This is a genomic window from Arthrobacter sp. B0316-1-20, assembly GCF_059091865.1.
The window spans coordinates 23,760-50,004 of sequence record NZ_JBNHHC010000023.1 but is presented as its reverse complement, the minus strand read 5'-3'; the positions used below and the strand labels follow the sequence as shown (position 1 = coordinate 50,004).

General features: G+C 69.1%; 23 protein-coding genes. 6 read left to right on the top strand and 17 right to left on the bottom strand.

Translation table 11 applies throughout. From position 1 onward, the window contains the following. Window positions 1-234 precede the first annotated feature (234 nt). Window positions 235-1,362 (top strand): ScyD/ScyE family protein, encoded by a 1,128-nt coding sequence (locus AC5RW2_RS28330; protein ID WP_494074800.1) that lies wholly within the window; start codon window positions 235-237, stop codon window positions 1,360-1,362. Between the two features lie 167 nt (window positions 1,363-1,529). Here the strand turns inward: AC5RW2_RS28330 and rbfA are convergent, their stop codons facing one another. The 5 genes from rbfA to rimP form a co-directional block, all read right to left on the bottom strand. After that, window positions 1,530-1,991, bottom strand: a complete 462-nt coding sequence (gene rbfA / locus AC5RW2_RS28325; RefSeq protein WP_494074799.1) for a 30S ribosome-binding factor RbfA — start codon at window positions 1,989-1,991, stop codon at window positions 1,530-1,532. A gap of 83 nt (window positions 1,992-2,074) precedes the next feature. Further along, the gene (gene infB / locus AC5RW2_RS28320; RefSeq protein ID WP_494074798.1) at window positions 2,075-4,885 is read right to left on the bottom strand and encodes a translation initiation factor IF-2; all 2,811 of its coding nucleotides are present in this window, start codon (window positions 4,883-4,885) and stop codon (window positions 2,075-2,077) included. A 143-nt stretch (window positions 4,886-5,028) separates the two neighbouring features. Next, on the bottom strand, window positions 5,029-5,403 hold the full coding sequence (locus tag AC5RW2_RS28315) for a YlxR family protein (protein ID WP_494002427.1): 375 nt from the start codon (window positions 5,401-5,403) through the stop codon (window positions 5,029-5,031). A gap of 85 nt (window positions 5,404-5,488) precedes the next feature. Beyond that, complete coding sequence (gene nusA / locus AC5RW2_RS28310; RefSeq protein WP_494014189.1) at window positions 5,489-6,463, bottom strand: transcription termination factor NusA; 975 nt, start codon at window positions 6,461-6,463, stop codon at window positions 5,489-5,491. A gap of 1 nt (window position 6,464) precedes the next feature. Then, complete coding sequence (gene rimP, locus AC5RW2_RS28305; RefSeq protein WP_494014190.1) at window positions 6,465-7,079, bottom strand: ribosome maturation factor RimP; 615 nt, start codon at window positions 7,077-7,079, stop codon at window positions 6,465-6,467. A gap of 129 nt (window positions 7,080-7,208) precedes the next feature. On the opposite strand from rimP, the gene AC5RW2_RS28300 reads away from it, so the two are divergent. Then, window positions 7,209-8,270 (top strand): DUF4439 domain-containing protein, encoded by a 1,062-nt coding sequence (locus tag AC5RW2_RS28300; RefSeq protein WP_494026370.1) that lies wholly within the window; start codon window positions 7,209-7,211, stop codon window positions 8,268-8,270. A 34-nt stretch (window positions 8,271-8,304) separates the two neighbouring features. Here AC5RW2_RS28300 and AC5RW2_RS28295 read toward each other — a convergent pair whose 3' ends face one another. Continuing rightward, complete coding sequence (locus AC5RW2_RS28295) at window positions 8,305-9,105, bottom strand: sulfite exporter TauE/SafE family protein (RefSeq protein WP_494002431.1); 801 nt, start codon at window positions 9,103-9,105, stop codon at window positions 8,305-8,307. Further along, window positions 9,102-10,901, bottom strand: coding sequence for a proline--tRNA ligase (locus AC5RW2_RS28290; RefSeq protein ID WP_494002432.1), 1,800 nt, complete (start codon window positions 10,899-10,901; stop codon window positions 9,102-9,104). The genes AC5RW2_RS28295 and AC5RW2_RS28290 overlap by 4 nt, the downstream gene beginning before the upstream one ends. A gap of 178 nt (window positions 10,902-11,079) precedes the next feature. On the opposite strand from AC5RW2_RS28290, the gene AC5RW2_RS28285 reads away from it, so the two are divergent. After that, complete coding sequence (locus AC5RW2_RS28285) at window positions 11,080-11,838, top strand: ABC transporter ATP-binding protein (protein ID WP_494026371.1); 759 nt, start codon at window positions 11,080-11,082, stop codon at window positions 11,836-11,838. Further along, window positions 11,835-12,590 (top strand): ABC transporter permease, encoded by a 756-nt coding sequence (locus AC5RW2_RS28280; protein ID WP_494026372.1) that lies wholly within the window; start codon window positions 11,835-11,837, stop codon window positions 12,588-12,590. The genes AC5RW2_RS28285 and AC5RW2_RS28280 overlap by 4 nt, the downstream gene beginning before the upstream one ends. A gap of 37 nt (window positions 12,591-12,627) precedes the next feature. Here AC5RW2_RS28280 and AC5RW2_RS28275 read toward each other — a convergent pair whose 3' ends face one another. The 10 genes from AC5RW2_RS28275 to AC5RW2_RS28230 all read right to left on the bottom strand — a co-directional run bounded on the left by AC5RW2_RS28275 (window position 12,628) and on the right by AC5RW2_RS28230 (window position 23,584). Continuing rightward, window positions 12,628-13,476 carry a GNAT family N-acetyltransferase gene (locus tag AC5RW2_RS28275; protein WP_494026373.1) on the bottom strand — a complete coding sequence of 283 codons (849 nt, stop codon included), beginning with the start codon at window positions 13,474-13,476 and terminating at the stop codon, window positions 12,628-12,630. Between the two features lie 28 nt (window positions 13,477-13,504). Beyond that, complete coding sequence (ispG, locus tag AC5RW2_RS28270; protein ID WP_494074802.1) at window positions 13,505-14,671, bottom strand: flavodoxin-dependent (E)-4-hydroxy-3-methylbut-2-enyl-diphosphate synthase; 1,167 nt, start codon at window positions 14,669-14,671, stop codon at window positions 13,505-13,507. Window positions 14,672-14,763: 92 nt separating this feature from the next. Next, window positions 14,764-15,054 (bottom strand): YciI family protein, encoded by a 291-nt coding sequence (locus AC5RW2_RS28265; protein WP_494014196.1) that lies wholly within the window; start codon window positions 15,052-15,054, stop codon window positions 14,764-14,766. A 129-nt stretch (window positions 15,055-15,183) separates the two neighbouring features. Then, on the bottom strand, window positions 15,184-16,956 hold the full coding sequence (locus tag AC5RW2_RS28260; RefSeq protein ID WP_494074797.1) for a hypothetical protein: 1,773 nt from the start codon (window positions 16,954-16,956) through the stop codon (window positions 15,184-15,186). A gap of 170 nt (window positions 16,957-17,126) precedes the next feature. Continuing rightward, window positions 17,127-18,539 carry a M50 family metallopeptidase gene (locus AC5RW2_RS28255; protein WP_494074796.1) on the bottom strand — a complete coding sequence of 471 codons (1,413 nt, stop codon included), beginning with the start codon at window positions 18,537-18,539 and terminating at the stop codon, window positions 17,127-17,129. Further along, complete coding sequence (gene dxr / locus AC5RW2_RS28250; protein ID WP_494074795.1) at window positions 18,536-19,750, bottom strand: 1-deoxy-D-xylulose-5-phosphate reductoisomerase; 1,215 nt, start codon at window positions 19,748-19,750, stop codon at window positions 18,536-18,538. Before dxr ends, AC5RW2_RS28255 begins: the two co-directional genes overlap by 4 nt. Before the next feature lie 349 nt (window positions 19,751-20,099). Next, entirely contained in the window at window positions 20,100-20,495 is a 396-nt protein-coding gene (locus AC5RW2_RS28245) for a universal stress protein (RefSeq protein ID WP_494023796.1), read from the bottom strand. Further along, window positions 20,492-22,042: a tripartite tricarboxylate transporter permease gene (locus tag AC5RW2_RS28240; RefSeq protein ID WP_494002440.1), complete on the bottom strand. Its 1,551-nt coding sequence runs from the start codon at window positions 22,040-22,042 to the stop codon at window positions 20,492-20,494. Before AC5RW2_RS28240 ends, AC5RW2_RS28245 begins: the two co-directional genes overlap by 4 nt. Next, on the bottom strand, window positions 22,035-22,574 hold the full coding sequence (locus AC5RW2_RS28235) for a tripartite tricarboxylate transporter TctB family protein (RefSeq protein ID WP_494002441.1): 540 nt from the start codon (window positions 22,572-22,574) through the stop codon (window positions 22,035-22,037). The genes AC5RW2_RS28240 and AC5RW2_RS28235 overlap by 8 nt, the downstream gene beginning before the upstream one ends. Window positions 22,575-22,576: 2 nt before the next feature. Beyond that, window positions 22,577-23,584, bottom strand: a complete 1,008-nt coding sequence (locus tag AC5RW2_RS28230) for a Bug family tripartite tricarboxylate transporter substrate binding protein (protein ID WP_494023794.1) — start codon at window positions 23,582-23,584, stop codon at window positions 22,577-22,579. Between the two features lie 195 nt (window positions 23,585-23,779). Here AC5RW2_RS28230 and AC5RW2_RS28225 point away from each other — a divergent pair, with 195 nt between their 5' ends. Continuing rightward, window positions 23,780-25,375 (top strand): ATP-binding protein, encoded by a 1,596-nt coding sequence (locus AC5RW2_RS28225; protein WP_494074794.1) that lies wholly within the window; start codon window positions 23,780-23,782, stop codon window positions 25,373-25,375. Next, window positions 25,372-26,220 carry a response regulator transcription factor gene (locus AC5RW2_RS28220; RefSeq protein ID WP_494014201.1) on the top strand — a complete coding sequence of 283 codons (849 nt, stop codon included), beginning with the start codon at window positions 25,372-25,374 and terminating at the stop codon, window positions 26,218-26,220. The genes AC5RW2_RS28225 and AC5RW2_RS28220 overlap by 4 nt, the downstream gene beginning before the upstream one ends. The last annotated feature ends 25 nt before the right edge of the window (window positions 26,221-26,245 follow it).

Genomic DNA, 26,245 nt, shown 5'->3' with positions numbered 1-26,245 from the left:
AGTATATGGCGTCCCGGGGAAACGGCCGGTCGGGGCTTAAAGCGTGCATCATTGACAGCCTCCGGGGGCTGCAATATTTTGAGCACACTGCGTGCCGTGGATGCGGCCTCCAAGGGATTTCAGCAGGCCAGCGGCACAGTCGCCTCTTCGGCATCACTTGCCCTTGTTCTCCGGCCACTCCGCCGGCCTGCGAGTCGTCCGGGGTGCCCCGCGGCTCTCTTCAGGAGCTTCATCGTGAAAAAATCATCGCTGTATCTCGCCCTTCCTTTGGCGCTCGGACTTGCGTTCGGCACCGGCCTGGCACCGTCATCGGCCCACCGGGAGAGCCCGGAGCCTCCGTCGGCGACCGTGCTGGCCGAGGGGCTGCAATCGCCGCTGAGTCTTGCGGCCGGCCGGCACGGCCTGTTTGTGACACAGAACTTCGCCGGCGTCCTGAACCGGATCAAGCGCCATGGCGATCCCGAAGTCCTGTACCGCTCCGGCGGACCCCAGGTCGCGTCCGCCTCCCTCTACAGGCACACGGTCTACTTCTCCGAGGGCACCGGTGCCGGCGGCATGGACGGGCTGCCGAACGTGCAGTGGATCAAGTCGTTGGACCTGCACGACGACGAGGCCGCGCCTCAGAAGATCGCCGACGTGGCGGCCTATGAGAAGAAGCACAACCCGGACGGCCGCGTCACCTACGGCTTCCGCCATGTGAAGGACCGGCAGTGCCTGGACAAGATTCCGGAGGGGATCCCGGCCAAATACAAGGGCAACGTCGACTCCAACGCCTATGCCACGGCCGCCAACAGGCACAGCATTTATGTCGCCGACGCCGGCGGCAACGCCATACTGAAGGTCGACAAGCACAGCAAGCGGGTCAGCACCGTAGCGGTGCTGCCGCCGGCATCCTTCCGGGTCACCGCTGCGCTGGCGGCAGGCATGGGCCTGCCGGATTGCGTGGTCGGCCAGAAGTACTATCTGGAGCCGGTGCCTACGGACGTTGAGTTTGGCCGGCACGGCTGGCTGTACGTCACCTCGCTGCCGGGCGGTCCCGAAGACGGGAGCATCGGCGCGCTCGGCCGCGTCTTCAAGGTCCATGCCCACACCGGGAAGGTCGTGCAGCTGGCGGGGGGCCTGTCCGGCGCCACCAACCTGGCGGTCAGCTCACGCGGCGACATCTACATTGCCGAGATGTTCGGCAACAAGATCTCCGTGCTGAAGAAGGGCCACGACAAGGTGCGGACGTTCTTCGAGACCACTGCCCCGGGTGCGCTGGAGATCCGCGGCGACCGGCTCTACGCCACAACCAATGCGCTCCCTGACTTCACCGGCAAGACACCTCCCGACGGCAAGGTCATCAAGATCCGGCTGCACTGATCCGCGGCTGCCGGGACCGGAAAATGGGCGGGCCACCTGCGCACAGCAGGTGGCCCGCCCTTTGGTGCAACGGCCGTCGGGCCGTGCAGCGGTCGTTGATCAGCGCGGCCCACGCCCGGGAGCAACGGCCCTGGGCCGCAGCGGGACGTCAGTGGGCGCGGAAGCCGCTATTCCGGACGCGTTCCGCGGCCGGCGTCGTCCTGGTCCTCGTCTTCGGGCTTGCGGTACGGGTCCTCTTCGCCGGCAAAGGCGGCGCCTTCGGCCAGGGCCGCGACCTCGGCGTCCTTGGCCTTCGCGGCCCGCAACAGCTCCTCCAGGTGGCTGGCGTTCACCGGAATCTCGTCCGCGACGAATTCCAGCGTGGGCGTGAGCCGGGCGGTGATGTTCCGGCCCACTTCCGCCCGCAGGACGCCCTTGGCGGACTCCAGTGCCTTGCGGGTCCCGTCCTGCTCTTCGGCGTCGCCGAACACCGTGTAGTAGACGGTGGCGTGCTGCAGGTCGTTGGTCACCCGGGCGTCCGTGATGGTCACAAATCCCAAACGGGGATCCTTGACCCTGCGCTCAAGCGCCTGGGCGACCACAACTTTGATCCGGTCGGCCATCTTGGCGGCGCGTGCTGGGTCTGCCATGACCCCTCCTCAATTCTCGTGTTGATGGCGGAACAGCGGGCGCCCGGCGGCGATGCCACCGGACGCCCGCTGCAGGCCGACTGCTAGACGCGCGGCTTTTCGCGCATTTCGAAGGTCTCGATGATGTCGCCTTCCTTGAGGTCGTTGAACGACCCAAGTCCGATGCCACATTCGAATCCTTCGCGGACCTCGGTCGCGTCGTCCTTGAACCGCTTGAGCGAGTCAACGGTGAGGTTCTCGCCGATGACCTTGCCGTCGCGGGTGACGCGCGCCTTGGTATTGCGGCGGATCGTGCCCGAGCGGACGATGGAGCCGGCGATATTCCCGAACTTGGACGAACGGAAGATCTCGCGGATTTCGGCCGTGCCCAGCTGTGCCTCTTCGTACTCCGGCTTCAGCATGCCCTTCAGCGCGAGTTCGATATCATCGATCGCCGCGTAGATGACCGAGTAGAAGCGCATGTCCACGCCCTCGCGGTCGGCCAGTTCGGCCACCCGCTCGGCCGGCTTGACGTTGAAGCCGATGATGATGGCATTGTCCACGGTGGCCAGGTTGACGTCGTTCTGCGTGATGGCACCGACACCGCGGTGGATAACGCGCAGCTGGACATCCTCGCCCACATCGATCTTGAGCAGCGAGTCTTCCAGCGCCTCCACGGCACCGGACACGTCGCCCTTGAGGATGAGGTTGAGGGTGTCGACCTTGCCCTCGGCCACGGCCTTGTCGAAGTCCTCGAGGCTGATGCGCTTGCGGCGCTTGGCCAGGGCTGCGTTGCGGTCCGCGGCTTCACGCTTCTCGGCGATCTGGCGGGCTGTGCGCTCGTCGTCGGTCACCAGGAAGGTGTCGCCGGCGCGCGGGACGGTGGACAGACCCAGCACCTGGACCGGACGCGACGGTTCGGCCTCGGTGACGGATGCGCCGTCTTCATCGAACATGGCACGGACGCGGCCGTGCGCGCTGCCGGTGACGATGGCGTCGCCCACCCGCAGCGTTCCGGACTGGACCAGCACGGTCGCCACTGCGCCGCGGCCCTTGTCCAGGTTCGCCTCGATCGCGATGCCGCGGGCGTCCTTGTTCGGGTTGGCCCGCAGGTCCAGGGCGGCGTCGGCGGTCAGCAGCACGGCCGAGAGGAGATCCTCGATGTGCAGGCCCTCGCGTGCCGAGACGTCCACGAACATGGTGTCGCCGCCGTATTCCTCCGGAACCAGGCCGTACTCGGTCAGCTGGCCGCGGATCTTCTCCGGGTTGGCGCCTTCCTTGTCGATCTTGTTCACGGCGACGACGATGGGCACGCCGGCAGCCTGCGCGTGGTTCAGCGCTTCCACGGTCTGCGGCATGACGCCGTCGTCCGCGGCCACCACCAGGATGGCGATGTCGGTGACCTTCGCGCCGCGGGCACGCATGGCGGTGAACGCCTCGTGGCCCGGGGTGTCGATGAAGGTGATCTTCCGGTCCCGGTCATCGTGCTGGAAGTCGATCTGGTAGGCGCCGATGTGCTGGGTAATGCCGCCGTGTTCGCCTTCGCCCACCCGGGTGTTGCGGATGGCGTCCAGCAGGCGGGTCTTACCGTGGTCCACGTGGCCCATGACCGTCACGACGGCGGGGCGCCGCTCGAGGTCGGCTTCGCCCTCGGCCTCGAGTTCGGCGTCGAGGTCGATGTCGAACGAGTCAAGCAGTTCGCGCTCTTCGTCCTCCGGGGAGACAACCTGGATCTTGTAGCCCAGTTCAACGCCGAGCAGCTCGAAGGTGTCCTCGTCCAGCGACTGCGTGGCGGTGGCCATCTCGCCGAGGTGGAACAGCACGGTCACCAGCGCTGCCGGATTCGCCTCGATCTTGTCGGCGAAGTCGGTGATGGAGGAGCCGCGGCGCAGCCGGACAACGGTGCTGCCGTCGCCGCGGGGTACCGAGACGCCGCCCAGCGACGGTGCGCTCATCTGCTCCAGTTCCTGGCGCTTGGCGCGCTTGGACTTGCGCTGCTTGCCGCGGCCGGCGCCTCCCTTGCCGAAGGCACCCTGGGTACCGCCGCGTCCGCGGCCGCCCTTGCCGAAACCGCCGCCGGCCGGCGCCGGTCCCCCGGCTCCGGGGCGGGCCGGAGCTCCCGGACGTCCGGGAGCGCCGCCGCCGCGGCCGGCCGGAGCCGGGCGCTCGGTGCGGTTGGGCATCATGCCCGGCGTAGGACGGGCACCGCCCGGACGCGGTGCGCCGGGACGAGGTGCGCCCGGCCGCGCGGGAGCCCCCGGACGCGGTGCAGCGCCGGGACGCGGTGCGGCAGGACGGGGACCGCCCTGACCGGCTGCCGGAGGACGCGGGCCGCCCGGACGGGGCATGCCCTGCGAGGTTGCAAAGGGGTTGTTGCCCGGACGCGGAGCACGCTCGGCGTCACGGTCGCCGCGGCCGCGGGGCATGCCCTGGGACGTGGCGAAGGGGTTGTTGCCGGGGCGCGGGCCACCGGGGCGCGGGGCACCGGGGCGGGCCGGGGCGGGACCGCCGGGGCGCGGAGCTGCCGATCCCGGCTTGGCAGCCGGTGCTTCTGCACGCTGCGGCGCCGCTTCCGCTGCCGGAGCTGCCGGAGCGGCAGGAGCCGGTGCCGGTGCTGCCGGGGCGGCAGGCGACGGCTTGGCGGCCTCCGCGGCCGGAGCCGGGGCGGCCGGAGCGCTGGGAGCGGGCTTCGCTCCCGGCTTGGGCGCTGCTGCCTTGGGTGCTGTCTTGGGGGCCGCCTGCTCCCCCTTCGGGGCGGCGGCGGGGAACGCGTCGCGAAGCTTCTTCACGACGGGTGCCTCAATGGTCGATGACGCTGAGCGGACGAATTCGCCCAGCTCCTGCAGTTTGGATACTGCATCTTTCGAGGTAATACCGAGCTCTTTTGCGAGCTCGTGTACGCGGACCTTGGCCACATTTCTCCTGTCTCGGTCCGCACGAGGCAGGTCTGCCGGGCACGAACCGTCTAATTCTTGCTGCGGCTTTCAGCAGAATGGGCTGAAAGGCCGCGGGCGGAGCACAATGAAGTACTCATCACTTGGCACTCATCGGGTTTCCATCAGTTTTCTGACCCGCTTTCAGGTTGGACGGTTGGGGTGACGGGGCCGGCCGCGGTGGCCGCCTCGTCGTCAGCACGGAACTGGTCTGCAACAGTGCTGCTGTCAACAGTGGCCCGGAAGGCCCTGCCGAAGGCATGCCGTTTCAAAGCCAGTTCCATGCAATCCGGTCCGCGGTGCATCCAGGCACCGCGTCCAGGCCTGCGGCGGCCCGGATCGACGACGACGGTGGGAACACCGTCGACTTCTTCGACTGCCAGCCGCAGCAGAACGGCCTGGTCTTCCCGGCGCCGGCAGCCTATGCAGGTCCGCTGGGGCGGCGTGGCCGCCTGGGCGTGCGCCTGCAAGGGCTTTTGACTGTCGGGAAACCCGGCCATGGATATTCTACCGCTTCCAGTGCCCGGCCAACGAACCGGGCGTGTTGCAGGCCCGAAACCGGGCGTGGTTTTTGCTTCTTGCGCGCTATTGGGCCATGGCCGCGTCGGACACGATGTCGATCCGCCAGCCCGTCAGTTTTGCCGCAAGCCGGGCGTTTTGCCCTTCCTTGCCGATCGCCAGCGACAGCTGGTAATCCGGCACCACGACCCGGGCGGAACGCGTCTCCGGGTCGGTGATGGTCACGGAGCTGACCCGCGACGGCGAGAGCGCGCTGGCGATGAACGTCGCCGGATCCTCGCTGAAGTCGACGATGTCGATCTTTTCGTCGTGCAGCTCGGTCATGACGGCCCGCACGCGGGAACCCATTTCGCCGATGCAGGCACCCTTGGCGTTGAGTCCGGGCACGTTGGCCTTGACGGCGATCTTCGTCCGGTGGCCGGCCTCCCGCGCCAGGGCAACAATCTCCACGCTCTTGTCCGCGATCTCGGGTACTTCCAGTTCGAAGAGCTTGCGCACCAGGCCGGGATGGGAACGGGACAGGGTGATCGAGGGGCCCTTCATGCCGCGGTGGACGTCCACCACATAGGCGCGCAGGCGCGTGCCGTGCACGTAGCTCTCCCCCGGGACCTGTTCGGGCGGCGGCAGCAGCGCCTCCACCGTGCCAAGGTCCACCTGGACCATGTGGGGGTTGTGCCCCTGCTGGATCAAGCCGGACACCAGCTCCCCCTCCTTGCCGCGGAAGGCGCCCAAGACGTTGTCGTCCTCGGCGTCGCGCAGCCGCTGGAGGATGATCTGGCGTGCCGTGCTGGCCGCGATCCGGCCGAATCCGCTGGGCGTGTCGTCAAACTCGCCGATCACGGTGCCGTCGTCGTCCACTTCGGCCGCCCAGATGGTGACGTGGCCGCTCTTGCGGTCCAGTTCGGCCCGGGCCTGGTCGATGGAACCGGGGGACTTGTGATAGGCCACCAGCAGGGCCTGCTCGATCGTGGGGATCAGCAGGTCCAGCGGAATTTCGCGTTCGCGCTCCAGCAGCCGCAGGGCGCTCATATCGATATCCATCTCAGGCCTCCTCCTCGTTCTCCAGCTCGCCGTCGGCGGCGGCAATCGTGTCGTCGTCTACCGGGGCGAACTCCACTTCGACCTTGCCGGAGCGGATGTTCGTAAAGTCCAGGTGGACCGGTTCGCCGGGACGGGGCTTCATGCCCTTCTTCGGCGCTTCTTCCGGCCGCACGGTCACGCCGGCCTCGCCGACCTCCAGCAGGCGGCCGGCAACGTCGTCGCCGGCGACCAGCTTGACCTTGACCAGCCGGCCCACGTTCCGGCGCCAGTGGCGCAGCTGGGTGAGCGGCCGGCTGAGCCCCGGCGAGGATACCTCCAGGCTGTAGGCGCGGCCGTCGTCGCGCGGATCCTCATCCAGCGTCTTGGAGAGGGCCTGCGACACCTCGGCGATGGCATCGAGCCCTACGCCGCCGGTCTGGTCCTCGGGCAGGTCCACGACGACGTGGACGATGCGCTGTGATCCGGCGTGGCGGATTTCCACATCCTCGAGGAACAACTCGTGCGCGGCCACGGACGGTTCCAGCAGCTCTTTCAGGCGTGCGGCCTCCGCGGACGTGTCGGTACCGGATGTCCCTCCGGTAGTGGGCACGCCGCTGTGATCGCGCCGCTGGGCCATACTGCCTCCCTGTTTCGGTAAGTCTCGCTTCTAGACTAGCGACTTTACCGTCACCGGTGGCCTCCCGGCGGCCAGTTCCCGGCCTACGCCGGTGCAGCGGACGCCGAAGCCGTGACATCATCTTCAGTTGTGGGATCTACTTCAAGGCGCCGCGGCGGCAACCAGGCCGCGCCATCCCGGGCGTGGCGCCGGGCGCCGCTGCTGTTGCTCACCGCGGCGATCGTGGTCAGCACCGGCACCGTGGTGGCGAGCATCACCGAACCCGCCCCGCCCCCCAGCACCACCGAGCAAGCCCGCCTCGACGCTCTGGCCGGCCTGGAGAACCTGGCCTCGGCCTTCGAGGAACACGACGACGACGGCGCCTCCCCCACCGCCGACCTGCTCCGGACCCAGGCGGACCTGCTGCGGCTGACCACGTCGTGGCCGTCCGGGTCCCCTGCCGCGCCGGACACCGCGGCCCCGTCGTCCCCCGCCGGCTTGGCCGGCAGCCCGCCCCCGGCCGCAAGGCCACCCGGTCCCGGGGAGCTGGCCGGGCTGGCCGGCGACCTGCTGGCCGACGCCCAGGAGACGGACCCGGGGCTGGCCCGGCTGCTGGCCTCGATCGGCTCCGCGGTGTTCGCCCAGGCGCAGGTTTTGGCCGGCGGTTCGGAAGTGGCTGCGCCGTGGGAAGCCCCGGAGATACCGCCCGCCTCCCCCGGCTGCGCCGCCCCTTCCGCTCCGGCCGGGGACGTGACACGGTCGACGACGCCCGGCGCGCCGACGACGGAGGAGGCCTTGGCCGCCGTCGTCCGCAGCCACGAGCGCCTGGCCTACGCCTATGAAACGGTGCTGCCGCGCCTCGCGGGCGCCGAACGCGCGGTCGCCGCCGAGCGCCTCGCGGCGCATGCCGGCGCCGCCGGGGACTGGCGGGCGGTGGCGGCGGCCGAATGCCTGGCCCTGCCGCTGCCGGAGCCGGCGTATGCCCTGGGCAGCGACTTCGCGGCCGATCCGCTGCCGGCGCTGCAGGGCGCCGAGGAGGCTTCCCTCCGGCCGCTGGCCGACCTGGTCGCGCTCAGCAGCGGGAGGGTGCGGGAGCACGCGGTGTCCGGCCTCGCCACCGCCACGGCGGACCTGGCGGCCTCGACCGGCGTCGTGCCGCCCGCCCCGGGACTGGACGACGAACTGCTGGCCGCGCCCGCCACCGGCTCGTGACGAGGGGGCAGCTGGCCGCCCCCTCCGGTCCGGATCAGCGGCCCAGCACGTTCTCCTGCAACACGTCGTAGCCAAGCTTGAGGATCAGGGCCGCGACCACGGCCAGGAAGACCACGCGGATGAACTTGCTGCCCTGGGAGACGGCCATCCGTGCACCGACGTAACCGCCGGCCATGTTGGCGACGCCGAGCACCAGCCCGAGCCCCCACAGCAGCGCCCCGCTGGGCAGGAAAAAGGCCAGGGCGCCCAGGTTGGTGGCCATGTTCACGATCTTGGCCTTCGCGCTGGCAGCCAGGAAGTTGTAGCCGAGCAGCGCCACCATCGCGATGATCAGGAACGAGCCGGTGCCGGGACCGATCAGGCCGTCGTAGAAGCCAATGACCAGCCCGATTCCGGCGGCCGCACCGAGGTGCCGGGCGCCCTTGTACCGCAGCCGGGTCAACGATCCCGCCGTCGGACGCAGCGCGGTAAAGACGGCCACCGCGATCAGGGCGACGACGATGATCGGCTTAAACACCTCGGCGGGCAGCACGGTGGCCACGATCGCCCCGCCGAAGCTTCCCGCCAGCGCGACGCCGGCCATTGGCAGCGCGGTTTTCAGGTCCGGGTGCGCCCTGCGGTAATAGGTCACTGCGCTGGTGGTGGTGCCGAAGATGGAGCCCATCTTGTTGGTGGCCAGTGCCTGCACCGGGCTGATGCCGGGGACCAGCAGCAGCACGGGCAACTGGAGCAGGCCGCCGCCGCCCACCACGGCGTCCACCCAGCCGGCGGCAAAGCCACCCACGACCACGAGGGCGAGGGTGGCCAGCTGCAGTTCCTCGAGTCCGGAGCTCACCTCCCGGCCAGGGCCGCCAACTGCCCGGCGGCCTCGGCCAGCGGCACGTTTTCGGCCTGCCCGGTGGCCCTGTCCTTGACTTCGACCACGCCGTCGGCCAGGCCGCGGCCGACCACCACGATGGTGGGCACGCCGATGAGTTCGGCATCGGAGAACTTCACGCCCGGAGAGACCTTGGGCCGGTCGTCGTAGATGACATCGACGCCGGCGGCGGACAGTTCCTCGGCCAGCCTGTTGGCTGCCTCAAAAATTTCCGTGCCCTTCCCGGTGGCGACGATGTGGACGTCGGCCGGGGCCACGTTGCGCGGCCAGGCCAGGCCCTTGTCGTCGTGATAGGCCTCGGCGAGTGCGGCCACCGCACGGGTGACGCCCACGCCGTAGGAGCCCATGGTCACCGTGGCCAGCTTGCCGTTGCGGTCCAGCACCTGCAGGCCCAGTGCCTCGGCGTATTTGCGGCCCAGCTGGAAGATGTGGCCCATTTCGATGCCGCGGGCCGCCTCCAGCGGACCGGAGCCGTCCGGCGCGGGGTCCCCTTCGCGGACCTCGACCGACTCGACGACGCCGTCCCAGCCGAAGTCGCGTCCGGCGACCAGACCGAACACGTGCTTGCCGTCCTCGTTCGCGCCGGTGATCCAGCGCGTGCCGGGCACCACCCGGGGATCCACGAGGTAGAGCAGGCCGGTGGCCGACTCGGTCCCGAGGACCGCGGCGTCCAGGCTCTCGCCGGGACCGATGTAGCCCCTGACCAGGCCGGGATGCTTTTTCAGGTCTTCCTCGGTGGCCGCCTCGACCTCGACTTCGCCGCCCACCGGGAGGAAGGCACCGATGTTCGCCTCGACGCGCTTGAGGTCGACGGCGCGGTCGCCCGGTACGCCAATGACCACCAGGCTCCGCTCTCCGGTGGGCAGCTTGATGGCCAGGACGACGTTCTTCAACGTGTCCGCGGCGGTCCATTCCCCGTCCGCGCGCGGTGCCAGCTGGTTGGCCGCGGCCACCAGGGTGTCGATCGTGGGGGTGTCCGGGGTGTCCTTGACTTCGGCGGCCGGGGCGTCGGCGTAGTCCACCGGCTCCGGTGCGACGGTGGTGACGGCCTCCACGTTGGCGGCGTAGCCGCCGGGCGAACGCACGAAGGTGTCCTCGCCGATCTCGGTGGGATGCAGGAACTCCTCGCTCTTCGACCCGCCCATGGCGCCGGACGTGGCCTTGACGGTCACCACTTCCAAGCCCAGGCGCTTGAAGATCCGCAGGTAGGCGCGCCGGTGCGCGTCATAGCTGACGTCCAGGCCCTCGTCGTCGACGTCGAAGGAGTAGGAGTCCTTCATGATGAATTCGCGGCCGCGCAGCAGCCCGGCGCGCGGGCGGGCCTCGTCGCGGTACTTGTTCTGGATTTGGTACAGCGTCACCGGCAGGTCCTTGTACGAGGAGTACAAATCCTTGACCAGCAGGGTGAACATTTCCTCGTGCGTGGGGGCCAACAGGTAGTCGGCACCCTTGCGGTCCTGCAGGCGGAACAACCCGTCGCCGTACTCGGTCCAGCGATTGGTCGCCTCGTACGGTTCGCGCGGCAGCAGCGCCGGGAAATGGACTTCCTGGGCGCCGATGGCGTTCATCTCCTCGCGGACCACGGCCTCCACCTTGGCCAGCACCTTCAGGCCCAGCGGCAGCCAGGAGTAGATACCGGGGGCGGCGCGGCGGATGTAGCCGGCGCGCACCAGCAGCTTGTGGCTGGCAACTTCGGCGTCGACCGGGTCATCGCGCAGGGTGCGCAGGAACATGCTGGACAGGCGAAGAACCACTGCAGGAATCCGTTTCTCAAGGGTTGGGCCGGCAGGGCCCGCGAAATTCAACTGCCTTCTAATCTACTGGCTCCGCGCGCATGCCAGCGACAGCCCGCGGGGGCGGGACGGCGGCGGCCGCCAGAGCGTCTGGACGCACCCTTGCGTCGGGTCTAGGTTGATGTCACCTAACCAGTAAATGAGGGAGGCGGAGACGATGCCGCACCCGGCGGCGCCCGTGGCGCCGGCCGTATCCGTCGCAGGGCTCACGGTGGTCCGTGCCCGTAAGCCCGTCCTGTCCGACGTCAGCTGCGAAATCTCCGCCGGAACCATCACCGGCCTGCTGGGGCCTTCGGGCAGCGGCAAGACCACGCTGATGCGGGCCATCGTCGGGGTGCAGAAGACGGCCGGCGGGACGGTCACCGTCCTGGGACTGCCCGCGGGACACCGCGAGCTCAGGCACCGGATCGGCTACGTCACCCAAGACCCGAGCGTGTATCCCGATCTTTCGGTCCGCGAAAACGTCCGCTACTTCGCCGCGCTGCACGGCCGGTCCGCGTCCGACGTGGACGAAGCCCTGGATTCCGTGGGACTTGCCGGGGTGGCGGGGCGCAAGACCGCGGACCTCTCCGGCGGCCAGTCCAGCCGGGTGTCGCTGGCATGCGCTTTGGTGGGCAGGCCCGACCTGCTGGTGCTCGACGAACCGACCGTCGGCCTCGATCCCGTCCTGCGCGTGGAGCTCTGGGATCATTTCGCGGCCCTTGCTGCGGCGGGCACCACCCTGCTGGTTTCGAGCCACGTCATGGAAGAGGCCTCTCACTGCGATGATCTGTTGCTGCTGCGCGACGGCTCCCTCCTGGCCCAGCTCACGCCGGCGGAGCTGGCCGAGCGCGGCGGCACGGTGGACCTGGAAAAGGCTTTCCTCCACATGATCCGGAGCCGGGAGGCGGCGGCATGAACGCATCGATGACGCTGGCCACCGCGCGGCGGGTGCTGGCCCAGCTGCGCCACGATCCGCGCAGCATCGCGCTGATCGTCGTGGTTCCCGGCATCCTGCTCGGCGTGGTCTACCTGTTGTTCGACAATGAGGCGCTGCCGCCCGGTGCGCCGCGCACCTTCGATCGGGTGGGCCCGATGATGCTGGCGATCTTCCCGTTTGTCGTCATGTTCCTGATCACCTCCATCACCATGCTCCGCGAACGGACCACCGGCACCCTGGAACGCGTCCTGTCGACGCCGATTAACAAGGCCGACCTCCTCTTCGGCTATGCCCTGGCGTTCGGGCTGATGGCCGCCCTCCAGGCCACGGTGACGACGGCGGTGGCCTACCTGGTTTTCGGTCTCGACATCGAAGGCAACGGGGCGCTGGTGGTGATGGTCGCCGTCGTCAACGCGGTTCTGGGAGTGGCGCTGGGACTCTTTTGTTCGGCCTTCGCCCGTACGGAGTTCCAAGCGGTGCAGTTCATGCCGGTAGTGGTGGTCCCGCAGATCCTGCTCTGCGGCCTGTTTGTGCCCAGGGAGCAGCTGTCCGACTGGCTGGAAACCATAGCGAACGCCATGCCGTTGACCTACACCGTGGATGCGCTGCAGCAGATCGCGGCCCACGCCGAAGCCACCGGGGACCTGTGGTTCGACGTGGCGGTTGCGGCCGGCTGCGTCATCGTGGGACTGCTGCTCGCGTCACTGACGCTGCGCCGGCGGAGCGCGTGAAGGGTGGACACGGCATGCTTCCGGGCACCTCCCCCGCCTAAAACAAGACGGTGGCGAAGGTGCCGACCTGCCGGAAGCCGACCGCGGCGTAGGCGGCCATGGCCCGGTGGTTGTAATCGTTGACGTAGAGGCTGGCGACCGGCGCGTACTTGCGGGACAACTCGACGACGGCGGCCATGCAGCCGGCTGCCAGCCCGCGGCCGCGGTAGGCGGGGTTCACCCAGACGCCCTGGATCTGCACCGCGTCGGCGCTCACGTTGCCCAGTTCTGCCTTGAAGACGACCTGCCCCTGGCCGTCCCGGCGGATCAGCGAGTGTCCCTTCCCGATCAGGGTGGCCACGCGCTGCCGGTAGTGCTGGCCGCCGCCGATCAGCGGCGAGTACCCGACTTCCTCCTCGAACATCGCGACGCAGGCGGGCACCAGCACCTCAAAGTCGTCGTCGGTGGAGAACCGTACCTGCGGGTCCGCGGGCACGGCGGGAGTTCCGCGCAGCTCCATCAGGGGCTGGTTGGGCCGGACGTCGAAGGCCCGCGGATGGGCGGTCCGGTACGAAGACCAGATGCCGAGCACCCCCTCGGCCGGCCCGAAGATGGAGGACATGCGCCGCCCGCCGGCGGCCAGGTGGGCGCCCAGCCTGGCGCCCTGTTCGGCATCCAGCCCGGACGGGACCACGTTCACGCCCGCCCAGCAGGCCCCGGTGAGGACGCCGTCGTCGTACATTCCCAGGATGTGGGCACCGGACGGGGTGGGGCCGGCGGTCCCGGCGGTCTCCAGGTGGGCAGCGAGGAAGACGTTGGCCACCGGATCCGCGCGCACCAGCGCCCAAAGGTCCGCGGTATCCGCATCCGCCAGCGGCCGTATTCCGGCATGCTGATCGGCGGGCACGGCCCCGGCCGCACCCGCCGCGTCACGGCTAGCTGACGTTAACCACGGGGCTACCCTTGACAGCATTCTCGCCATCGGAGTCACCCATCTCCTCGGCAATCCTCAATGCTTCTTCGATCAGCGTTTCCACAATCTGGTCTTCGGGGACCGTCTTGATGACCTGGCCCTTCACGAAGATCTGGCCCTTCCCGTTGCCGGAGGCCACACCCAGGTCGGCTTCGCGGGCTTCGCCCGGTCCGTTCACGACGCAGCCCATCACGGCGACGCGCAGCGGCACCTCCATGCCTTCGAGCCCGGCGGTGACTTCGTCGGCCAGCTTGTACACGTCCACCTGGGCTCGCCCGCAGGAGGGACAGGAAACGATTTCCAGTTTGCGTTCCCGCAGGTTGAGCGACTGCAGGATCTGCAGGCCGACCTTGATCTCTTCCACGGGCGGGGCGGACAGGGACACACGGATAGTGTCCCCGATCCCCTTCGAGAGCAGCGCCCCGAAGGCGGTGGCCGACTTGATGGTGCCCTGGAAGGCCGGACCGGCCTCGGTGACACCGAGGTGCAGCGGCCAGTCGCCGCGTTCGGCCAGCAGTTCGTAGGCGCGGACCATGACCACCGGGTCGTTGTGCTTGACCGAGATCTTGAACTCGTGGAAGTCGTGTTCTTCGAACAGCGACGCCTCCCAGACGGCGGATTCGACCAGCGCCTCCGGGGTCGCCTTGCCGTACTTCTGCATCAGCCGCGGGTCCAGGGAGCCGGCATTGACGCCGATCCGGATGGAGGTGCCGGCGGCCTTTGCGGCCTCGGCGATCTCCTTGACCTGGTCGTCGAATTTGCGGATGTTGCCCGGATTGACGCGGACGGCAGCGCAGCCTGCATCGATGGCGGCGAAGACGTACTTGGGCTGGAAGTGGATGTCCGCGATCACCGGAATCTGTGACTTCTTGGCGATGATCGGCAGGGCCTCGGCGTCGTCGGCGCTGGGGCAGGCCACTCGGACAATGTCGCAACCGGAGGCCGTCAGCTCGGCAATCTGCTGCAGCGTCGCGTTGATATCCGTGGTGGGCGTGGTGGTCATCGACTGCACGCTGATGGGCGAGTCCGACCCGACCCCGACGGAGCCGACCTTGATCTGCCGGGTCTTGCGGCGCGGCGCCAGGACTGGCGGTGGTGAAGCTGGCATTCCAAGATTGACCGAGGTCAAAACGTCCTCCATGTGCCGATAGGCAGTTGCTGATCAGGTTTCATTATCCCCTTCCCGCCGGGCGTTGGCACATGCAGCGGGAGTGGGAAGGATCATGCGTGGTGGGCGAACGCCCCGGTGACGGGCTTCCAGTCGGTGACTTTCAGGCCGGAGACGAAGTTGTTGACGTTGAACGGATCCTGCTTCAGCTCCTCCAGCAGGCTGGCTTCGTCCTCGGCGGTGAAGATCAGCAGCGCGCCGGTGCCGTCGGCGTAGGGGCCGGAGGCCAGCAGGCGGCCCCGGTCCAGGAAGCCGCCCAGCCAGGCGCGGTGGGCGGGACGGTATTCGTCCCGGCCGGGCTCGGAATCGGCGGCGTAGACATATTCGACGGCAAAGACACTCATGGTCTTCACCTTACCCGCCGGTGGATGTGGGCGGGCTATTGGCAGGACGAGTGTGGATGGGGCGGGGCTATTGGTGACGCCGGTGGTTGGCGCGGGGCTATTGGCAGGACGCGTGTGGTTGGTGCGGGGCTATTGGTACGAAACGAACCAGGGAGCCGGCTTCACGCCGGTGTAGGTGCGTTCCGGGCTGAAGGTCGGGGTGTCTTCGTCGTAGAAGTTCTTCCAGCCCATCCAGATGTTCTTCGGCAGGTCCTCCCGGAGGACCCGCCAGGTGTCCAGTTTCTGGTCGGGCCCGCCGTGGCCGTCGGCGTGCAGCACCAGGGCCAGCTCTTCGTGGCCGGTTTCCAGCTCCTGGCGGTCCGAAATCATCTGGTACTGAAACTGGTGCAGGATCAGCACCTTCTGGGGCAGGGAGTTCTTCCGGGTGAGTTTCGCCAGCCAGTCGCTGACCCGGTTGATCTCCGCTGCGGACACCGAGCCGATTTGCTCCATGTGACGCTGTCCCTTGCCCAGCCGCCATTCCGGGTCCAGGGCCAGGCCCACATGCGGTTCCTTCAGCAGATCCTCGTACATCTTGGCCTGGCTGAGGAAGTCCGACCGGCCCGGCTGCAAATCCAGCACCACGTACACCCCGGCCTCGCCGGCGGCATCAATCCACGGGCGCAACTCGTTTGGATCCGTCTCCTCCGAATAGTCGCCGTCCTTGCCGGCCGAGGCGCTGGCAACCGTGGCAATGATCTCGAAGGCCGGGACCACCGGTTCCTTGCTGTGCGGTTGGTACTGCTTGGCGAGTTTCTTCACGCGCTTCACCGACGCCTTGGGAACCTGCTCGCCGAGCGCGCCGAGGGCGGGCCCGGAGGGATGCCCGTACAGCGCCACCATCCGCCGGGACGGGAAGGCCATCTGGCCCCCGCCGGGCAGTTCCGGCACGGTCAGTGCTGCCGTGGTCCGGCGCGCGAAGGTGTCGCCGCTGCCGAACTCTTCGCCGACGGCGAGCACGCGGTTCTCGGGTTCTTGGCGCAGGAATTCGATGGTCTCGCTGCCGTGCCGCGGGTCTGCGTGCGGGTCCTGGAAGACCCGGGCGCCTGCCGCCTCCACGACCGCAAGGGTCGCGGGATAGTCCCGCCCGCCGTCCTTGTCCGTCAACACCGAGACGGCTGCGGGCTCCTCCGCACGCTCGGGCGCCTCCATGTCCCCGTCCGGGGGCAGGATTTCCGCGTCCGCCAGCAGCGGGGCCCACGCCTCGATGCCTTGATCCGGGTCGGCGCCGGACACCGTCGATGCGGTCTTCAAGGCCGCGGAGCCGGCAGCGGCCGAGGCGGCGGGCCCGGCAGCGGCCGAGGCGGCGGGCCCGGCCGCGGAGCCGGCCGTGGTCGAATCAGAGGGCCCGGCCGCGGAGTTGGCTTCCGGCGCGGCGCTCGGGGAGCCCTCCGGCTCGGCGGGCGGCCGGCCGAAAGCCTTGACTTGGCGGACGCCGAGGCGCTCCAGTTCTTCGGCCAGCCCGTCTCCCGCCAACAGCAGCGGCACACCCATCGGTACCGATTCGGCAGCCGCGGCAGCTATGGCCTCGGCGTCGCCGGGAGGCGCGACGAACGCCACGGGACTGGAGTCAAACAACGCCTGGCTGGCGGCGAGCGATGCTTCGGCGTCGGAGCCGGCAAGCACCTGCGGATCGGCGGCACCAGCCCTCAACTGCACGCGATCCGGGGCAGCCTCCGTTGACGCTGCCGATGATGGCGGATCCTGGGCCTCGCCCGGCGCGGTGCAACCGGCAAGTACAACAGCGGCCGCCAGGACGGCGGCGGCGCCGGCCCTGAACCGGGGCCTGCGGCCCATCGACGCCGCCCGGGCGGTGCCCCGAAGGCGCGCTGCGGTGCGGGCTGTACGCGGTGCCGTGCTCACAGGTCGTGGCTCCCTTCGCCGGTTCCGGCCAGTCTAACCACGGGGACCGGCAGGGTTCCAACCAACGGCGGGCGCGCCGCGCACAAGGGACTGCCGCGCACACGGGCATGCACCGCCGTCGTGCCGGATCAGGGGAGGTGGCGGTTTCGCCAGGGCGCCGCCATGCCGGATCAGCCGAAGATATTGACCGGTTTGACGATGTCTGCGTAAATCAGCAGCGCGCCCATGCCCATCATCACCACGGCCACCACGTAGGTCAGCGGGAGCAGCTTGGCGATGTCCACCGGCCCCGGATCCGGGCGGCGGAACAGCTTGGCGAAGCCGCGGCGGATGGCCTCCCAAAGCGCGCCGGCCACGTGCCCTCCGTCGAGCGGCAGCAGCGGGATCAGGTTGAACACGAACAGCGCCAGGTTGACCGAACCGACCAACCCGATCAGCGAGGCTGCCCGCGCCTCGAAGGGAATCTCGTCCATCGCGCTGATCTCGCCGGCAATCCGGCCCACGCCCACCACGCTCATCGGCCCGTTCGGGTCGCGCGGAGCATCGCTGAAGGCGGCCTCGGCCACGTCCGCCAGTCGCTGCGGCAGATGGAGCACCACGCCGGTGATCGCCTGCAGGTTCTCCCCCACGGCCGGGAGCACGTCGGCGGCCGGCTGCGGTACCAGCGCGGTGGTGGCGCCCATCCCCACGAAGCCCGCCTGCTCCGTCACCGGCTCGCCGTCGCCGTCGAGCAGCGGTTGCCCGGCGTCGTCGAATACCGGGCGTTCGGTGAGGATCGGGGTGATGGTCGTAGTGATTTCCCGGCCGTCGCGCTGGAGGGTGATCGGCGTCTGCTCCCCCGCCGCGGCCCGGATCCATTCGGTCAACTGGTACCAGTCGGTGACCGGCCTGCCGTCGAAGGCGGTGACGGTGTCCCCGGGCCGGATGCCCGCCGCGGTGGCGGGAGCCTCGGGATCGCTGGGCAGGCAGTCGGTCTGTCCGGTTTCGGCGGCCTGGGACGCCGGGACCACGCATTTATTGACCTGGGCAATGGTGGTGGTGGCCTGGGCGGTGCCGAAGCCGACCAGCACGATGCCGATGAGCACCGTGCCGATGACCAGGTTCACGAACGGACCGCCGAGCATGATGATGATCCGTTTCCAGACCGGCAGTTTGTAGAACATCCGGTTTTCGTCGCCGGGCTGCAGCCGCTCGGCTTCGGCCTGCCGGGCGTCGTTGGCCAGTTGCTGGAACATGCCGGTGCTGGACCGGCGGACCGCGCCGCCGCCGACGCCGCGGCCGCCCCCGTCGCCTCCGCCGTCCATGACCCTGCCGCCGTCCTTGCCGCCCCGGGCGCTGTCCTTGGCCGGCGGGTACATGCCGATCATCGACACGTAGCCGCCGAGCGGGATGGCCTTCACGCCGTATTCGGTCTCGCCGCGCCGTCGGGAGAAGAGGGTCTTGCCGAAGCCGACCATGTACTGGGTGACCCGCACCTTGAACAGCTTGGCGGGCAGCAGGTGGCCCACCTCGTGCAGGGCGATGGACACGGCGATGCCGACGGCCACGAAGAGGACGCCGAGAATGAAAAGCAGAATGGTCACAACATAGCCAAACGTTCGTGGGCCCGCGAGCGTGCCCAGTCCTCTGCGGCCAGCACTGCCGCCACGGTCAGTTCGTCGGACGGCGCGTGCGCATCCACCACGGCAGCCACCGTCTCCACAATCTCGTCGAAGCGGATCCGGCCGTCGTGGAAGGCGTCCACGGCTTCTTCGTTGGCCGCGTTGTAGACGGCCATGAAGGTCCCGCCGCGGCCGGCCGCCTCCTTGGCCAGCCGCACCGCGCCGAAGACCTCCTCGTCCAAGGGCTCGAAGGTCCAGCTGGTGGCACGGCTCCAGTCACACGGCTGCGCGGCGCCCGGTACCCGCTCCGGCCAGCCCATGCCGAGGGCGATCGGCAGGCGCATGTCCGGCGGCGACGCCTGCGCGATGGTGGATCCGTCGGTGAACTGCACCATCGAGTGCACCACCGACTGCGGGTGCACCACCACGTCGATCCGCTCCAGCGGGACGTCGAAGAGCAGGTGGGCTTCGATGACTTCCAGCGCCTTGTTCACCATCGTCGCCGAGTTGGTGGTGACCATCCGGCCCATGTCCCAGGTGGGGTGGGCCAGCGCCTGCGCCGGAGTGACGTCGCGCAGCTCGGCCCTGCTGTAGCCGCGGAACGGCCCGCCGGATGCGGTGACGATCAGCCGGTCCACTTCGGCGGCCGTGCCCGACCGGAGCGCCTGGGCCAGCGCCGAGTGTTCCGAATCCACCGGCACGATCTGCCCGGGCCGCGCGGCCTGCTTGACCAGGGACCCACCGGCAATGAGGGACTCCTTGTTGGCCAGCGCCAACAAGTGGCCCGCGCCGAGCGCGGCCAGCGTGGGGGCCAGGCCGATGGACCCGGTAATGCCGTTAAGCACGACGTCGGCGTCCGGCCACGCGGCGATCCGCGCCGCGGCGTCGGGGCCGGCAAAGAGCTCCGGCGAGTAGCCGGACACGCCGGCGTCCGCCGCGGCGGCCTTGATGGCCGTGGCCAGTTCATCCACCGTCCCGGCGGCGGTTCCGACCGCCTGGGCCCGGGTCTGGACCGCCTGCCGGGCGGCCAGTTCCACGTTGCCGCCGGCTGCGAGCGCCGTGACCTCGAAGCGTTCCGGGGCCGCGTCCACGACGTCGATCCCCTGCGTGCCGATCGAACCCGTGGAACCCAGCAGCACTACCTTGCGTCGGGCGGGAAGCGGTGCGGCGCGGGGCGGATCTCGGAACTCCATGCGCTCAATTATCCAGCACGGGCGGTCCGCCCGCCGAGCGCCAGCTGTGGGGCGTCCAAGTTACCCCTTGGCTTCGAGATCACCGGTTGTACGGGGTGATCTCGAAGCCATCCCCTGACCTGGTGTGCAGATCATCGTCTACGGCGCGTAATCCCGACGACACTCCTGGCCGCGCGGGCTGCTCCACCGGTCGTGCGGGACACGGCACCGGTGCAGGGAAAATCTGCCAGTGCAGGGTTTGTGGGCCCTGCACCGGCAGCGGAACCTTGCACCGGCGTCGATGTCAGCGCCTTGGCGCCCCCCGGCGAGCGCGGCGTTGCCGACTACGGCGAGCCATCGCCGCCACCGGCTACCCCTGCTTGACCGCCAGCACGTTGCAGGAGGCGCCCAGCAGGATGGTTTGCGCCGTGGAACCCATCACCAGCTTGCCTACCGGCGTGCGGTTACGCACCCCGATGACAATCAGGTCCGCCCCGGACTCTTCGGCGGCGTCGAGCACGTCGTCGGCGGCCAGCCCGTCCGAAATGCCGTGCCTGATGCTGAAATCAACGCCGGCCCCCGTCAGGACCGATTCCAGCCGGGTGACGTCGGCGGCGTCCGCATAGGTTGGGTCCACCAACCGGTCGGCCCGGGTGGTGTTGACCACCAGCAGCTTCGCCGAACGGCGGCCGGCCTCGTCGATGGCGGCGGCCAGTGCGGCGTCGCCCAGTGCGTTGGGAACATACCCCACCACTATCGTCGTCATGCGCTGACCTCCTTGCCTTGAGGGTTCTCGTCGTCGAGCATCGCCGATTCCATCACGCGCTGCCGCTTCTTCATCCAGAAGGACAGCGCGAAGATGACGACCAGGGCGATGTAGATGCCCGCCGAGATCGGAGTGGAAACCAACGCCATCGGATCACCCTGGGAGATGGCCAGCGAACGCCGCAGCTGGCTCTCGAAGATCGGGCCCAGGATCATGCCCACCACGAGCGGGGCGATCGGGTAGCCGTACCGGCGCATGAAGAAGCCCAGCACGCCCACCACCAGCAGCACGAACACGTCGACCGGGGTGAAGTTCACCGAAAACGCACCCATGGCTGCGAAGACCAGGATGCCGGCGTAGAGGTACGGCCGCGGGATCTGCAGGATCTTCACCCAGATGCCGACCAGCGGCAGGTTCAGGACCAGCAGCATCAGGTTGCCCACGTAGAGGCTGGCGATCAGTGCCCAGACCAGGGCGCCCTCGACCTCGAACAGCAGCGGCCCGGGCTGGATGTTGTAGCGCTGGAAAGCCACCAGCATCATCGCCGCCGTCGCCGTCGTCGGAATGCCCAGCGTCAGCAGCGGGACCAGCACGCCGGCCGCGGCCGCGTTGTTGGCCGACTCCGGCCCGGCCACGCCTTCGATGGCGCCGCGCCCGAATTGCTTCTTGCGCGCGCCCCTGGCCAGTTTCTTCTCGGACGCATAGGACAGGAAGGTGGCCACGTCGGCGCCGCCGGCCGGCATGGTGCCGATCGGGAAGCCGATGAAGGTCCCGCGCAGCCACGGCTTCCAGGACCGCCGCCAGTCCTCCTTCTTCATCCACGACGTCCAGCCGCCGGTCACCGGGATGACCTTGACGGGCCCGTGCCGCAGCCGGGACGCCACGTACAGCGCCTCGCCCAGCGCGAACAGCCCCACGGCCACCAGCACCACGTCGATCCCGTCCGCCAGGAAGGGGCTGCCGAAGGTGTAGCGCTGCTGGCCGGTCATCAGGTCCACGCCCATGAACGCCATGAACAGTCCCAGCCCCAGCGAGGCCAGGCCGCGCAGCACCGAGGCGCCCAGCAGCGCGCCGACGGTCAGGAACGCCACGACCATCAGGGCAACGTACTCCACCGGACCGATTTGCACGGCGAACGCAGCCACATAGGGCGCCACGAAACTCAGCAGCACCGTGGCCACCGTGCCGGCGATGAAGGAACCGATTGCCGCCGTCGCCAGCGCCGCGGCACCGCGGCCGGCTTTCGCCATCCGGTTGCCCTCGAGCGCGGTGACGATGGAGGCGGATTCACCGGGCGTGTTCAGCAGGATCGACGTGGTCGAGCCGCCGTACATGCCGCCGTAGTAAATGCCGGCGAAAACGATGATCGCCGCCGTCGGCTCGAGGCTGTAGGTGATCGGCATCAGCAGGGCAACGGTCATCGCCGGGCCGATACCCGGCAGCACCCCCACCGCCGTTCCGACCAGGACGCCGCCCAGGGCGTACAGCAGGTAGATCGGCTGCATCGCCACGGAGAAGCCCTCGAGGAGGGCGTAGAAGTTATCCATTCAGGAACGGCACCCCTTCGAGCACGCCGGCAGGCAGCGAGACGCCGAGGAGCCCGGCGAACGCGAACTGCAGCAGCAGCGCCATGACTACCCCGACCACGGCCGCACGCCACAGCGGCTTGGCGCCGAGCGCCCACGCCGCGCCGACGAACAGCACGGCCGCGGCAACCGGCCAGCCCAGCGGCACGATCAGGAAAATATGAACGACGACGGCGCCCGCCATCTTGGCGACGGTCAGCCAGTCCGTCTTGACATCCGGATCGATGTCTTCGCCCTCTTCGGCCTCGCCGGTGACGCCGCGCAGCAACTGCACGATCAGGCCGGCACCGACGGCCACCAGCAGGCCGGAGACGATGTACGGCAGCGCCCGGGGCCCGATGTCGCTGGCCGCGTCGGGCGTTTCGATCCCCGCCCCGGCCACGAACCCGACGATCCCGATGCTCAGGATCACGGCCGCGAAGATTATTTCTCCGAGCGGCTTGCCCGGGGCGGCAGTGCCGCCCCGGACCGCTCCAGTAGTGGAAGAGGCCATGGTTACTTCACGAGACCGATATCCGTCAGGGTCGCGGTGACTGTCTTGATGTCCTCCGTCAGGAAGCTCTCAAATTCTTCGCCGGCCAGGAACGCGTCGCCCCAGTTGTTGGTGGACAGGGTTTCCTTCCACGCATCGGTGTCGTGCAGCTCGGTCATCAGTGCCGTGAGCTTCTCCGCCTGGGCATCGTCGATAGACCCGGGAGCCACGACGCCGCGCCAGTTGGTGAGCACCACGTCCATGCCCTGCTCCTTCAGCGGCTTGACCTCGGGCAACTGCGGCGCCGCCTCCGGGCCGGAGACCGCCAGGGCGCGCAGCTTGCCGGCCTTGACCTGCTCCGCGTACTCCCCCACGCCGGAGATGCCGGCCGAGACCTTGTTGCCCAGCAGCGCCGCCAGCGATTCCCCGCCACCGGAGTACGGGATGTAGTTCAGGCTGTCGGCGCCGATTCCGGCTTCCTTCAGCATGAGGCCGGCCAGGATGTGGTCGGCGCCGCCGGCGGAGCCGCCGGTGATGGAGACGCCCTTGCCCTTGGCCTTGACGTCGGCGATCAGGTCGTCGATCGTCTGGTACGGCGAGTCGGCGGGAACGACGACGACGAGCGGCTCTTCGGTGAGCCGGGCGATCGGCGTGGTGTCTTCGATCCGGTTCTTCGACTTGTTGGTTTCCACGGCCCCGACCATGACGTACCCCATCACCATCAGGGTGTCCGGGTTCTGTTCGGTGGCCAGCTTCGCCAGCCCGTTGGTGCCGCCGGCGCCGCCGATGTTGACCACCGAGGCGCTGGAAACCAGGTCGTTTTCCTGCAGATCCTTCTGAATGGCGCGGCCGGTCTGGTCCCAGCCGCCGCCCGGGTCTGCCGGGACAATGATGTTGAGCTTGTCGATGCCGGCTTCTTCGGCACCGCCCCCGCCGCCACCAGTGGAGCCGCAGGCGGCCAGGACCAGGGCGGATGCTGCCGCGGCGGCCACCAGGGCCGAACGGCGTCTCATCGTACGGTCGAGCTTCATGTAGGTTCTTCCTCCTCCAACCGGCGTGATGGGCATCACCATGCCGTGCGCCCCAGCGTAGGGGCCGGCCCGGCGCGCGGGAAGAATGCGGTCATTGTGGCCGTATTGGTCATTGTGGTCACAACCGCGCCCCGCGCCGAGGCACCAGATGGCGGCTGCAAAGTGGCGCAGCTAACAGCATGAGAAAATGGTGGTGTGTTCCAATCCCTGTCGCTGCGGACCCAGCTGTTTGTGCTGCAGCTGTCCATCCTGCTCGCCGTCGTGCTGGTGGCCGGCTCGGTCGCCATTTCGATGCAGGAGCAGCAGATCCGCGACGCCTACGAGGGACGGATGATCGGCGTGGCACGCTCGGTGGCGCAACTGCCGTCCATTGTGGACGCCTTCGACGACGAAGACCCCAGCGAGACCATCCAGCCGATCGCCGAGCTCATCGCGCAGTCCACGGGCGTGACCTATGTGGTGGTCACGGACGACCGCGGGATCCGCTACTCACACCCGAACCCGGCATTGATCGGGCAGATGGTTTCCACGGACCCGTCGATCCCGTTGTCCGGCGAGACGTTCGTCGGCAGGCAGACCGGCACGCTGGGCGAGTCGTGGCGGGTGAAGGTGCCCGTCTATGACCGGTCGGGCGGAACCGTGATCGGCACGGCGTCGGTCGGCACCTTGGAATCAACGCTGCGCGATGACCTCAACGACGATTTGCCCGTTCTGCTGGCCTGGCTCATCGCGGCGGCACTGGTCGGATCGGCCGGCGCGATCTACATCTCGCGGCTGGTGTGGCGGCGGATCTATCAGCTCGAGCCGGAGGAGATTGCCGCCCTGCTCGAAACGCGCGACGCGATGCTGCACGGCATCGGCGAGGGCGTGGTCGCCGTCGACGACCGCGGGCGCATCGCCTTGCTCAACGATGAGGCGAAACGCCTCCTGGAGGTCTCCGATGCCGCTTTGGGCCAGCCAGCCACCACCATCCTGGAACCGGAGCTGGCAGCAATGCTCGCGGCCACCGGCGGCGCCGACGAAACGGTCCTCGCCGGCGAACGGGTGCTGCTGGCCCGGGCCAATGCGGCCACCGTGGACTCGCGCCGCGTGGGCAGCGTCCTCATCCTGCGTGACCGCACCGAACTGCACCAGCTGCTGCAGGATTTGGACGGTGCACGGGATGTCACCCAGGCCCTGCGTGCCCAGGCGCACGAATTTTCCAACAAGATGCACGTGATCTCCGGCCTGCTGGAACTGGGCCGCGCGCAGCAGGCGGTGGACTTCATCTCGCGCTCCGGCCACGGCGGGTCGGTGGTGGCGGGCGAACTGGCCCCGGGCATCACGGACCCGGACGCGGCCAGCCTGCTGATGGCCAAGACCACCATCTGCGACGAAAAGGACATCAGGCTGCTCATCGATCCGGCATCCGAGCTCGCCCCGGACGGCACCACCGATGCGGTCACGGTTCTCGGGAACCTGATCGACAACGCCATCGAAGCCGTGGGGATGCAGGGAACCATCACCGTCGCCATCGCCAGCGGCCCGGCCGGCTGCACCATCACGGTCGCCGACGACGGCCCCGGCATCCCTGCGGAGGAATACCACCGCATCTTCGAGCCCGGCGTCTCGGGCAAGGAAACCGCCCTGCCGGGCAGCCGGGGGTTCGGCCTCGCGCTGGTCAGCCGCGTCGCCGCGCGGCGCGGAGGCAGCGCCCGCGTGGCGGCGTCGGCCTCCGGCGGCGCCGAGTTCACGGTCACGTTCTCGCCCACCCCGCCCAACGCCCGCGCGCACGAAATTCCGGTCCCATGAGCCAGATCCGCACGGTCGTCATCGACGACGACAAAGAAGTTGCCGGGGTACACACCGGCTTCCTGCTGGCCCACGGCGCCTTCGACGCCGTGGGCACCGCATACACCGGGGCCGAGGGCCTGGCCATGGTCGCGGCGCTACGGCCCGAACTGGTGCTGCTGGACATCCACCTGCCGGACATGAGCGGCATCGACGTGCTGCGCGCGGTCCGGAACCTTCCCGGCGAACCTGTCGACGTGATCGCGATAACTGCGGCACGCGAACTGGACACGGTGCGGGCCGCGATGGCCGGCGGCGTGCTCCACTACCTCGTCAAGCCGTTCAACGCGCGGGTGCTGATGGAGCGGCTGGACGCCTATGTGGAACACCGCCGGCACATCAGCGGCAGCGACGACTCCGCCGTGCTGGACCAGGACGGCATCGACCGGCTGCTCGCGCCGCAGCTCGACGCCGGCAGGGAGTCCGCCCGGCGGGACGCGGACGGAACGGCCGAAGGCCCGGCGCCCCGCGGCGCCTCGGGCGCACCCCGGCTGTTGCCGCGCGCCGCCGCGTCCCGAAGCGATGCCGGCCGCGCCGCGCTTTCCGCCGTCGCGCTGTCCGGCTCCGGGGCCGCGGTCCCGCTGCCCAAGGGCCTGTCCCTGCCCACCCTGGAGGCGGTGATCGCCGACCTGCATGCGGCCGGCGCTGCCTCCTCTGCGTCCGAGGTCGCCGGGCGGCTGGGCCTGGCCCGGGTCAGCGCGCGGCGCTACCTGGAGTACCTGGTGTCGCGCGGCGAGGCACGGATCACCCCGCGCTACGGGGCAGCCGGCCGGCCGGAGAAGTTTTACGTCCCGATAGGCCGCTAGGACTGTGTTCCGGTCCCGCTCACGA

What these genes read in the sequence shown, in the direction of transcription:
- dxr (WP_494074795.1), bottom strand. Translation starts at nt 19,750, where the DNA reads ATGGAGTTCCGAGATCCGCCCCGCGCCGCACCGCTTCCCGCCCGACGC.
- nusA (WP_494014189.1), bottom strand. Translation starts at nt 6,463, where the DNA reads ATGGATATCGATATGAGCGCCCTGCGGCTGCTGGAGCGCGAACGCGAA.
- AC5RW2_RS28235 (WP_494002441.1), bottom strand. Translation starts at nt 22,574, where the DNA reads ATGGCCTCTTCCACTACTGGAGCGGTCCGGGGCGGCACTGCCGCCCCG.
- AC5RW2_RS28240 (WP_494002440.1), bottom strand. Translation starts at nt 22,042, where the DNA reads ATGGATAACTTCTACGCCCTCCTCGAGGGCTTCTCCGTGGCGATGCAG.
- AC5RW2_RS28230 (WP_494023794.1), bottom strand. Translation starts at nt 23,584, where the DNA reads ATGAAGCTCGACCGTACGATGAGACGCCGTTCGGCCCTGGTGGCCGCC.
- AC5RW2_RS28285 (WP_494026371.1), top strand. Translation starts at nt 11,080, where the DNA reads ATGAGGGAGGCGGAGACGATGCCGCACCCGGCGGCGCCCGTGGCGCCG.
- rbfA (WP_494074799.1), bottom strand. Translation starts at nt 1,991, where the DNA reads ATGGCAGACCCAGCACGCGCCGCCAAGATGGCCGACCGGATCAAAGTT.
- AC5RW2_RS28220 (WP_494014201.1), top strand. Translation starts at nt 25,372, where the DNA reads ATGAGCCAGATCCGCACGGTCGTCATCGACGACGACAAAGAAGTTGCC.
- AC5RW2_RS28265 (WP_494014196.1), bottom strand. Translation starts at nt 15,054, where the DNA reads ATGAGTGTCTTTGCCGTCGAATATGTCTACGCCGCCGATTCCGAGCCC.
- AC5RW2_RS28245 (WP_494023796.1), bottom strand. Translation starts at nt 20,495, where the DNA reads ATGACGACGATAGTGGTGGGGTATGTTCCCAACGCACTGGGCGACGCC.
- AC5RW2_RS28315 (WP_494002427.1), bottom strand. Translation starts at nt 5,403, where the DNA reads ATGGCCGGGTTTCCCGACAGTCAAAAGCCCTTGCAGGCGCACGCCCAG.
- rimP (WP_494014190.1), bottom strand. Translation starts at nt 7,079, where the DNA reads ATGGCCCAGCGGCGCGATCACAGCGGCGTGCCCACTACCGGAGGGACA.
- AC5RW2_RS28280 (WP_494026372.1), top strand. Translation starts at nt 11,835, where the DNA reads ATGAACGCATCGATGACGCTGGCCACCGCGCGGCGGGTGCTGGCCCAG.